This window comes from Brevibacterium sanguinis, assembly GCF_039528855.1.
Classification (GTDB): Bacteria; Actinomycetota; Actinomycetes; order Actinomycetales; family Brevibacteriaceae; genus Brevibacterium; species Brevibacterium sanguinis.
This window is the reverse complement of the sequence record NZ_BAAAMB010000016.1, coordinates 53,956-63,039: the sequence shown is the minus strand read 5'-3', so window position 1 is coordinate 63,039 and position 9,084 is coordinate 53,956. Positions and strand designations below refer to the sequence as shown.

The window sequence follows — 9,084 nt, the reverse complement described above, 5'->3', positions numbered from 1 at the left end:
CGGCCTTCGCGGCCTCGACATCCGCGGGGTCGGCGTCAGCGGCGGCGATGAGCTCGTCGGGGTCGGCGTCGATGAGGCGGCGGCCGAGGCCGGCGCGGGCGAGGCCGAACTTCGCCTCGTCATCGGCCGGTGAGGCGGCCAGTGCCGCCTTGAAGAGGGATTCGGCGGTGTCGAAGTCCCCGGCGGCCAGGGCCTCCTCGGCCTCGGGATGCTTGGGGCCGGCCGGTTCGGGTTCGGCTCCCCCGACGACCGCGTGACCGCTCACGCCGTTCTCCGCGGCGAGGGTGAGGAGCTCGTCGAAGTAGGCCGCGATCTGCGGTTCGGGCAGCGTGCTCTGGAACAGCGGCACCGGCTGGCCCTTGATGATCGCGACGACCGTCGGGGTCGACTGGACGCCGAAGGCCTGGGCGACCCGCGGGTTCTGGTCGACGTCGACCTTCGCGAGCACGAGCCTGCCGCCGTAGGACGGGATGAGGCGCGCGAGGACGGCGGAGACCTCACGGCTTGCGTCACTGGCGCTCGAGGCGAGGTCGATGACGACGGGCACGCGCTCGGAGAGCGCGACAATGTCGTTGAAGACCGCTTCGTCGACGTCGAGGACGAGCGAGGGCAGCGGCACCGCGGTGGGATCCGCGGCCGGCGCACCCGCCTCGTCGGCGGGCATGTTCTTCGTGCGGACCGCGGAGAGGTCGAGCCCCTGCTGAGGGGTGCTGCCCGACTGCGGGCCGGGACCCTGATTCGGATCGAAAGACACGGGATCTCCTTTGCTGGGTGCGTCAGCCGAGCTTGGCTCCGCTGAGGGTTTCGAGGCCGCCGATGAGGCGGGGCTTGCCGTCCTGCGGCACGAGGAAGGTGAGCACCTGGTACGTCGTCGTCGTCACCGGCTGCTGCGTGCTGCTCTCCCCGGTGAGCTCCTTCTGCGGGGTGCTCAGGGTCAGCGTGCCCGTGCGGCCGCCTGTCGACTGCGGGGTGATCGTCGATTCGGCGGTGATGACGCCGGTGACGACCGCGGAATCGCCCGCCGTCTCCTGGGCGACGATCTGCTGTCCGGGCTCGTACGAGTACTTGACGCTGGCCTTGCCCTCTTCCGCGCTCTTCTTCTGCTCGTCCTGGTTCGCCCAGATCGACTTCGAGAAGTCGTCGGGCTCATAGAGCTTCGCCTCCTTCGACGAGGCGCCGGCGCCGAGGGCCTTCGCGTAGTCGGCGACGGCGGCCTGCGGGGTCATCGCGAAGCCCTCCGCGCTCGCGTCGAGCGGCTGCGAGCCCTGACGGGCGTCGGCGATCTCCGGCAGCTCGGTGCCGGGGACGAGAACGGTCTGCGACCACAGTTTGTAGTCGGCCCGGGCGTCGTCCTGGGTGAGGACGAGGAGCTGCGTCTGGTCGCCGGCCGAGGTGATGAGGCTCGTCATCCGCGGCCACGTGTCGGTCGCGGCGGTGAAGTTGACGACGATGTCGTCGGCGGCGATCGCCGGCGGCATCGTCTGGTCCTTGACCTTGTCCTTGACCGTGTAGACGGCGGTGCGCTGTTCGAGTGCGGGTCCGGTGGCGCGGGCCTCGAGCTTCTTCGCGTCGGTCTCCTTGTCCGCGGCGGCGATGTCGGTGGCGACGGCGCCGAGGATGCGCTCAGCCTGGCCGCTGCTCACCCCGGCCATCGGCGTCGTCGGGGCCGGTGAGGCTTCGGGGGTCGGCAGCTCGGCGGGGCCGCACGCGCTGAGCGCGAGGACCGGGACGATGGCGAAGGCCGTGCCGTATTCGGCGAGCTTGCGCCGGCGGTCCTGCCGGGCCTGGCGGCGGTTGGCTTCGCGCTTCGCGGTGCGACGGCCGAGGAAGAGGAGGATGAGGCCGATGACGAAGATCGCGCCGCCGGCGATCATCAGCGGGATCGCCCAGGGGGTGTCGGCGCGGTTGGGCCAGGACAGGGACACCGAGGTGACGTCGCCGGGGGCGCCGGAGCCGGCGATGAGGAACCCTGTGCGGTTGGGGTCGGAGTCCCAGTCGAGGCTCACGGTGTCGGTGCCGGTGACCTCGGCCTCCCAGAGGTCGGAGCCGACCGGGTTCGGCAGCTCTGCCTCGCCCTCCTTCGGCTCGACGGTGAGACCGTTCTCCGCGGCGAGTCCGGTGATCCGGGCGGCCGGGGAATCGCCGACCCAGGCGTCGATGCTCTCGATCGGGGCCTGCGCGATCGTGAGATCACCGGTGCCCTGGGCGGTCAGCGTCGCGGGCGTGTCATAGAGGTTGAGCATGCCCGGATCGACGATGACGGCCGGGGCCGACCCGTCGATCTGCGTCGTGGCGGTGATCGTGTCGGAGGGGGCCCACAGGGTCTTCTGGAGCAGCCCGAGCCCTGAGACAACGACACCCACCACCATGAGAATCACAGCAAGTGTGTAACGCACGCGAAAAACCTTCTCCTCGAGTCGGCACGATTCCTCCCACCCTGTCCGGGCAGAGGTCAGTACAAGTTTAGGTCACCGACGGCGGCGGTGTTCTGCGGATGCACTCAGCGTGTGTCAGCGGACACACAGACCCACTCGGCTTGTCCCGACCCGCACACCGTTAAGCTGGCAGCGTGAGCAACGACAGAATTGTGTGGATCGACTGCGAAATGACCGGCCTCGACGAGGCGCGTGACGAACTCATCGAGATCGCCGCGATCGTCACCGACTTCGAGCTCCGACCGCTCGATGAGGGCATCGACATCGTCATCCGGCCCTCGGCGGCGGCCCGGGCGAACATGAACGACTTCGTCACGAAGATGCACACCGATTCCGGGCTGATCACCGAACTCGACGCCGGCACGACCGTCGCCGAGGCGCAGGCCCAGGTCCTCGACTATGTGAAGACGCACGTCAAGGAGGCCGGCAAGGCCCCGCTGGGCGGGAACTCGGTGGGCACCGACAAGGTGTTCCTCAACAAGCAGATGCCCGACCTCGTCGCCTACCTCCACTACCGCATCATCGACGTCTCCTCGATCAAGGAGCTGTCGAAGCAGTGGTTCCCCCGCGCCTACTACCAGGCACCGGCGAAGCTCGGCGGCCATCGCGCCCTCGGCGACATCCGGGATTCGATCGTCGAACTCGAGTACTACCGCCGGGCCGTGTTCTCCGCAGAGGGGCCGACCTCGGATGATGCCAAGCGCATCGCCGCCGAGGTGGTCGCCCAGTACTCCGCGGACGCGGAGCAGCCGGCGGGCGACGCTGCTGAGACCCCCGCCGACGCGACACCGGCGAACTAGCTCGACTTCCGCTCCGGCTGCGCGAAGACGGCGGACGGGAACGCCCCCGACTGGACGAGCACCTTGACGAGCGTGCGGCTCGGGGCGATGAGCGAGGCGATCTGCTCGTCGCTGAGCACCGACCAGGCGGCGGCCACGGTGCCGTCGGTGAGGATCTCGACCTCCTCCTTGAGCTGACGTCCCGCGTCGGTGATCTGCGGCAGCGGATACCCGCGGTCGTCGGTGCCCACGGTGATCAGCCCCGCCTCGGCGAGTCCGTCCTGGGCCCTCTGCCACTCCTCATCGGTGTAACCGCGGGTCTTCTGCGCGGCCCGCGGCTTGAACGACGCACCGGTGGCGACGTCGAGCATGAGGGCGTCGATGCCGGCGACTCCGGCGGTGACGAGGGAGGCGACGTGCCCGTCGCCGCGGAACTCGCGCGCCACTGTGGCGAGATCCCAGAGAGCCTCGAAGGCCGTGGCCGGGGTGTGGGCGGCGACGGCGGCGGCGGTCGAGCCGGCCAGCGAGCGCCCGGTGAAGTCCATCGCCTCGCGCACGGGGGTGAGCGTCTCCGTGAGCTGGACGGCCGCCTCGGTGAGGAGGGCGATGTCGTCACGGTCGCCGAAGAGTCCGTCGAGGTAGAGGGACACGGCGTCGAAACGGGCGGAGACCATGACGTCCGGGGAGACGGTGTCCCAGATCCGCGGAATGATCGTCGCGATGAACGACGGCGAGTAGTTGTAGAAGGTGCCGGCGACGACGCCGGCGTTGACGCGACCCATCGGCGCCGAGCGGGCGGCCATGTTCGCCGGGATCCCGGGTTCGAGGCCGAGTTCGGCGAACGAGGCGCCGACGACCTCGGAGAAGTAGATCGACGAGTGGAACGAGTTGAGGCGACCGGAGAGGGTCCTGATGTTCTGCGTGCGAGTCGAGTCCATGGCCCCATCCTAGGCGGGGTGCGTCCCCGGCCGACAGGGCAGGCGATTGTCGGACCGGCACATCCGACAGCCAGGTCGCACGCATCCTGGGCAGGGACAATGGGAGAATGAGCGTCATGACGACTGGAGCAACCCGAGCCCATCCGAGCCGCCGGTCCCGCCGCCGTCCCCTCATCGTCTCCGCGATCATCGTCGTCGTCACCCTCGTCGTCGGGGTCATCGCCGCCGACCGGATCGTCGATTTCACCACCGAGCGCCGGATCGCCGAGGGGCTGGAGAACTACGGCGACGCGCAGGTCGACGTCAGGGGCTTCCCGATCCTCAACCAGTTGGCTGCGGGCAGGCTCGACGCCGTCGACGTCACGGCGACGCGGGCGACGTACGAGGACCTCGAGGTCACCGACGTCGACCTCAGCCTCTTCGATGTGCCCACCGACTCCTCGCGGCCGATCGGCACCGTCGACGGGGAGGCGACGATCCCGCTGTCGACGATCGATCGGCTCGCCGGGCAGAACGCCTCCCTGCCCGACGGGATGACGTTCACGACGACCGACGGGACGCTCTACCTCACCGGTTCCCTGCTCGGGCAGGACGTGCGCGTCGGGATCGATGCGCAGCCCGACGGGCGGCAGATCCTCGTCTCGGCGACGACGCTCACCCTCGGCGCGGCCGAGGTCGACCTCTCGACGATGCCGTCGTTCCTCACCTCGGAGATCTCCGACATCGTCATCGATCTGGGCGACATGCCCGAAGGCCTCGAGGTCACCGGCATCGACGCCGTCGACGACGGCATGCGGGTGAGCGTCCACGGCAACGGGGTGATGCTCGAGTAGGTCAGTCCGTCGAGGACTGAGGTGCCTTCGGCACGATCATCCGATAACCGGACCAGAGGATGTCGATGAGGACGACGATCGTCCAGATCCGTGAGATCGAGCCGATCCACCTCTGCATGTCCGTTCCCCCGGCGTTCCAGCTCAGCAGGGTCGTCACCGAGGTCCCGCCCGTGATCACCTCCCAGGGCCAGCTGGCGGCGACGAGGGCGAAGATCACCTGCGCGATCACGTAGATGCCGACATGGATGGCCAGGGTCGCTGCTGTTCTCTTCATGGCTGGACTCAGTCCCTTTCTCTCTGTGGTGGTGCCGCTGCGGCGGGTGTCGTTTCGACGAGTGCCGTGCTGGCGACTGTCGCGCGGGCGCTGGTCTCGAATGCGTTCGTCTGCCCCGAGGTCTGCGGCGGGGAAACGGCGCAGACCCCGCCACCCGGTGAGCGCGGCGATGATGAGGACGACCGCGGCGGCGATCGTCGCGACATGCCAGGCGCCGGCACCGAAGAGCGCTCCGGCCGCCAGCGTCCCGGCAGCGGTCCCGATGAGCTCTGCGCTCTGGGCGTACCCGAACCCAGCTCCCGCCCGGTGGCCGGAGACGACGGCGATGAGCCTGTCGAGCAGCGGTTCGAGCAGCGAGAAGCACAGGGCGGAGAGGACCCAGAGCACGGCGAGCGCGACCGGGCCGGGGCGGGTGACCATCGCCGCGGCGAACCCGGCGGAGCACGTGAGGCCGAGGAGGAGGATCCACCGCGGCTCGATGCGGCGGACGAGACGGTGGAGAGGACGCGGGGCGATGCTGAGCACGATCGCCCCCGGCAGGTAGACGAGCGCGATCTCTCCGAGCTCCAGCCCGAGCTCGACGGCGAGGTGGAGGATGAGGAGGAGTGAGATGATGCCCTCGGCGAAGGCGAGGACGACGACGAGCGCGAGGATGCCGCGCAGGGATCGCAGCAGATGTGCAGAGTCGGGCGTCGGGCGCTGCCGTGCCTCTCCCTGTGCAGGACTGTGCGTTCCGATCCGCGCGAGCAGGACCCCCGCGACGAGGCAGGCGACCGCGCACGCCAGGAAGACGGCCTGCGGTCCGGCGACCTGGAAGAGCGGGATGCCGATGATGAACGCGATCCAGGCGCCGGAGGACTCGTTCTCCATGAGCACGGCGAAGCGGTCATCGCCGATATCGCCCTCGGCGCGCTCGGCGATGAGGGCGCGCACCGCGACCCAGAAGAGCGCACCGGCGATGCCGCCGAGTGCGGCAGCGGCGAACGCCGGCGGCAGCGTCGTCGAGGCGGCGAAGACGAGGAAGGAGAGTACCCCGACGCCTGAGCCCGCCGCCGCGATCATCGCCGAGCTCCGCGGCGATCCGCACCGGTCGACGAGCCTGCCGGCCAGGGGCCGGATGAGGAGCGAGACGAGGAGCTGGACGGCGACGAGCGCTCCGGTCTCGGCCCCGCTCGCCCCGAGGTGCTGCGCGGCGACGACGGGGAGGACGAAGGCGAGGAGTTCAGCGGGTCCGCTGAAGAAGCCCGACGCCGTCGATGCCTGTGCCCGACCGGAACTCCGGGCCGCCTCGGTGCTGTTCATGCCGCCACGCTATGCGGGAGAGGGAAGCCCCGTCGTCGGGAGGAAGTCGCACGTCGACATCCGACTTTGGGATGATTCCTCCCGACGGCGTCGTCACTAGACTCGGATCATGTCCGATCAGCGGCACCTGTCAGTGCCGGGCCTGCCCGCATTCACCCTCGAGGATCTCCTCACCGCGCTCGTGCTCAGCGCGATCGGCGTCCTCTTCATCGTCCTCGGCCCCCAGAACCAGTGGTTCGACACCGACGTCGTCCCCGACCAGGTCGCTCAGCCCGTGCTCATCACCTGCGGATTCATCGGCACGCTCTACGCCCCGCGGGTGGCGATCTCGACGACGAGCTTCCTCATCGGCCTCGGTGTCGACGTCCTCGCCGGCGGCCACGACTTCGCTCTCTGGCTCGTGTTCCAGCTCGTCTTCGCCCTCGTCGGACACGCATCCCCGCGCGTGTCGACGGTCGTGTTCACCCTCGCAGGAGTCTCGACGATCGTCGCGGGCGTCGCCTCGTTCGCCTCCGGATTCGATCTGTCGACGTCGTTCCAGTTCTCGGTCCTCGCCGTCATCATCCTCTTCCTCCCGGCCCTGTGGGCGAGCAGCGTCCGCGAGCACCGCAACACCGCCGCCGCCGAACACGAACGGGCCGAGGCCGAGCGCGCCCGCGCGGACGCTCAGGAGCAGGCGGCGCGTCTGGCTGCCGAGAACGCCGCGGTGAGCGCCCGGCTCGCCGAGCAGAAGGTGCGAACTGCCGCCGCCGAGGACCTCCACGACCTCGTCGCCGGGCACATCTCCGCGATCGCCCTCCACTCCCAGGCGGCGCTGGCCGCCCACGATGAGAGGATCCGCACCGAGGTGCTCACCACCGTCCACGCCGCCGCCGACCGGGCGCTGAGCGAGATGCGCCGCATGATCGATGTCCTCCGCTCCGACGTCGAGGCCGATCCTCCCGTCGCGGCGTCAGCGGCCGAGGCGATCGCCCTGGCCAGGAGCCTCGGGGTCACCGTCACCGGGGCGGAGGCGCTCACCGCGCTGCCCGACCGGCAGGAGGCGGCGCTGCGTCCGGTCATCGCCGAACTCATCTCCAACGTCGTCAAGCACGCCAGCGCACCGGAGCTGACGATCACCGTCACCGAGGCGGGCGCGATCGCCGCGTCCAACCCGGTCGCGCTCTCCCCCACCGCGGGGGCGACCGACCGGGCGGGGCACGGACTCGACAACATCGCCCACCGGCTCGAGCGCCTCGGCGGGGGTGCCGCATTCACCCGGACGACGGACACGTTCACCGCCACACTCACCCTGCCGGGAGGCAGGACGGCCGCACCCGAGTCGCACGTCGCGCCGGAGCCGCCGAGACCGAAAGGACCCCCGCAGTGACCACCGTCCTCATCGCCGACGATCACGGAGCCGTGCGCGCCGGCATCCGCCTGCTCCTCGACACCGCCGACGGCATCTCCGTGGTCGGCGAGGCCGCCGACGGGCGCACGGCGGTGAGCATGGCAGAAGCGCTGCGCCCGGACATCGTCCTCATGGATGTGCGGATGCCCGTCCTCGACGGAGTCGCCGCGACCCGGCAGCTGCGGTCGGCCCCAGGCGCCCCGACGGTTCTCATCCTCACGTCGTTCGGACTCGACGACGTCATCCTCGCCGCCCTCCGCGCGGGGGCCGCGGGCTTCCTCCTCAAGAGCGCCTCGGCCGAGGAGCTCATCGGCGCCGTGCACCGCGCAGCCGCCGGGGACACCGTGCTCTCACCCGAGGTCACCGCGAGCGTCGTCACCATGCTCTCGGCACTTCCCGAGGAACCGGCACCCGCCGCGGCGCTGCCCGACGATCTCACCGACCGGGAGCGCGAGGTCCTCGCGGGGATCGCCGCAGGCCGGAACAATCGCGCCCTGGCCAATGAGCTCGGCATCACCGAGGCCACTGTGAAGACGCACGTCTCCCGAGTGCTCGTCAAGCTCGGCGTCGAGTCGCGGGTGCAGGCAGCGCTCGCCTACACCGCCGCGACCGGCCCTTCCGCGGACAAGTCGGGTTGAGGCGGGGCGAAGGCGGCCCACAGGACCGACTCAGCCTCGCGGACTAGGATCGGTGGCGACCATCACATCTGTGAAGCACACCTGTGAAGAAGGGCAGTCCCATGGGATTCGACAAGTTCATCAACAAGGCGAAGAACCTCGCCAACGACCCCAAGGTCCGTGAGAAGCTCAACAACCCCAAGGTGGAGAAGTTCAGCGATCAGGTCCTCGACAAGGCTGCCGGTGCCGCCGATTCGCTGACGAAGGGCAAGTACAGCGACAAGATCAAGAGCGCCCGCGACGCCGCGGACCGCGCGATCGGCCACGACGACCAGCGCCCCGGCGACGCCCGGCCCGGTGACCCGCGCCCCGGTGACCCGCGCCCCGGCGACGCCCGGCCCGGCGACCCGCGTCCGGGTGAGCAGAACCCGGTCGACTTCCGTGATCGCCGCGACCCCGAGGACCCGCAGAGCCCCCGGCGCTGAGCCGGTTCGGCACCACCGAGGATGCCCCGCA

At 70.1% G+C, this 9,084-nt stretch carries 9 protein-coding genes; 5 read left to right on the top strand and 4 right to left on the bottom strand.

The annotated features are described in order from the left end of the window. Together ABD154_RS16295 and ABD154_RS16290 are read right to left on the bottom strand one after the other, a co-directional pair. Positions 1-754 (bottom strand): thioredoxin domain-containing protein (locus ABD154_RS16295; protein ID WP_344251670.1); only part of this gene is annotated, 754 nt, incomplete at its 3' end. Between the two features lie 22 nt (positions 755-776). Then, positions 777-2,369: a DUF8094 domain-containing protein gene (locus ABD154_RS16290; RefSeq protein WP_211979267.1), complete on the bottom strand. Its 1,593-nt coding sequence runs from the start codon at positions 2,367-2,369 to the stop codon at positions 777-779. Between the two features lie 200 nt (positions 2,370-2,569). Between ABD154_RS16290 and orn the strand changes: the two genes are divergently transcribed. Continuing rightward, positions 2,570-3,235 (top strand): oligoribonuclease, encoded by a 666-nt coding sequence (gene orn / locus ABD154_RS16285; RefSeq protein WP_282959872.1) that lies wholly within the window; start codon positions 2,570-2,572, stop codon positions 3,233-3,235. Here orn and ABD154_RS16280 read toward each other — a convergent pair. Continuing rightward, a complete protein-coding gene (locus tag ABD154_RS16280) occupies positions 3,232-4,152 on the bottom strand; it encodes an SCO6745 family protein (RefSeq protein WP_211978973.1) in 921 nt (306 codons plus the stop codon). The two genes, orn and ABD154_RS16280, sit on opposite strands and share 4 nt — an antisense overlap. Positions 4,153-4,268: 116 nt before the next feature. Here ABD154_RS16280 and ABD154_RS16275 point away from each other — a divergent pair, with 116 nt between their 5' ends. Further along, positions 4,269-4,985 (top strand): LmeA family phospholipid-binding protein, encoded by a 717-nt coding sequence (locus ABD154_RS16275; protein ID WP_211978972.1) that lies wholly within the window; start codon positions 4,269-4,271, stop codon positions 4,983-4,985. Between the two features lies 1 nt (position 4,986). Here the strand turns inward: ABD154_RS16275 and ABD154_RS16270 are convergent, their stop codons facing one another. After that, a complete protein-coding gene (locus ABD154_RS16270) occupies positions 4,987-6,561 on the bottom strand; it encodes an MFS transporter (protein ID WP_211978971.1) in 1,575 nt (524 codons plus the stop codon). 109 nt (positions 6,562-6,670) lie between these two features. Here ABD154_RS16270 and ABD154_RS16265 point away from each other — a divergent pair, with 109 nt between their 5' ends. From ABD154_RS16265 to ABD154_RS16255, 3 genes are all read left to right on the top strand, one after another. Then, positions 6,671-7,930, top strand: coding sequence for a sensor histidine kinase (locus ABD154_RS16265; RefSeq protein WP_211978970.1), 1,260 nt, complete (start codon positions 6,671-6,673; stop codon positions 7,928-7,930). Beyond that, positions 7,927-8,589: a response regulator gene (locus ABD154_RS16260; RefSeq protein WP_211978969.1), complete on the top strand. Its 663-nt coding sequence runs from the start codon at positions 7,927-7,929 to the stop codon at positions 8,587-8,589. The genes ABD154_RS16265 and ABD154_RS16260 overlap by 4 nt, the downstream gene beginning before the upstream one ends. Positions 8,590-8,690: 101 nt before the next feature. Beyond that, positions 8,691-9,053 (top strand): antitoxin, encoded by a 363-nt coding sequence (locus tag ABD154_RS16255; RefSeq protein ID WP_211978968.1) that lies wholly within the window; start codon positions 8,691-8,693, stop codon positions 9,051-9,053. The last annotated feature ends 31 nt before the right edge of the window (positions 9,054-9,084 follow it).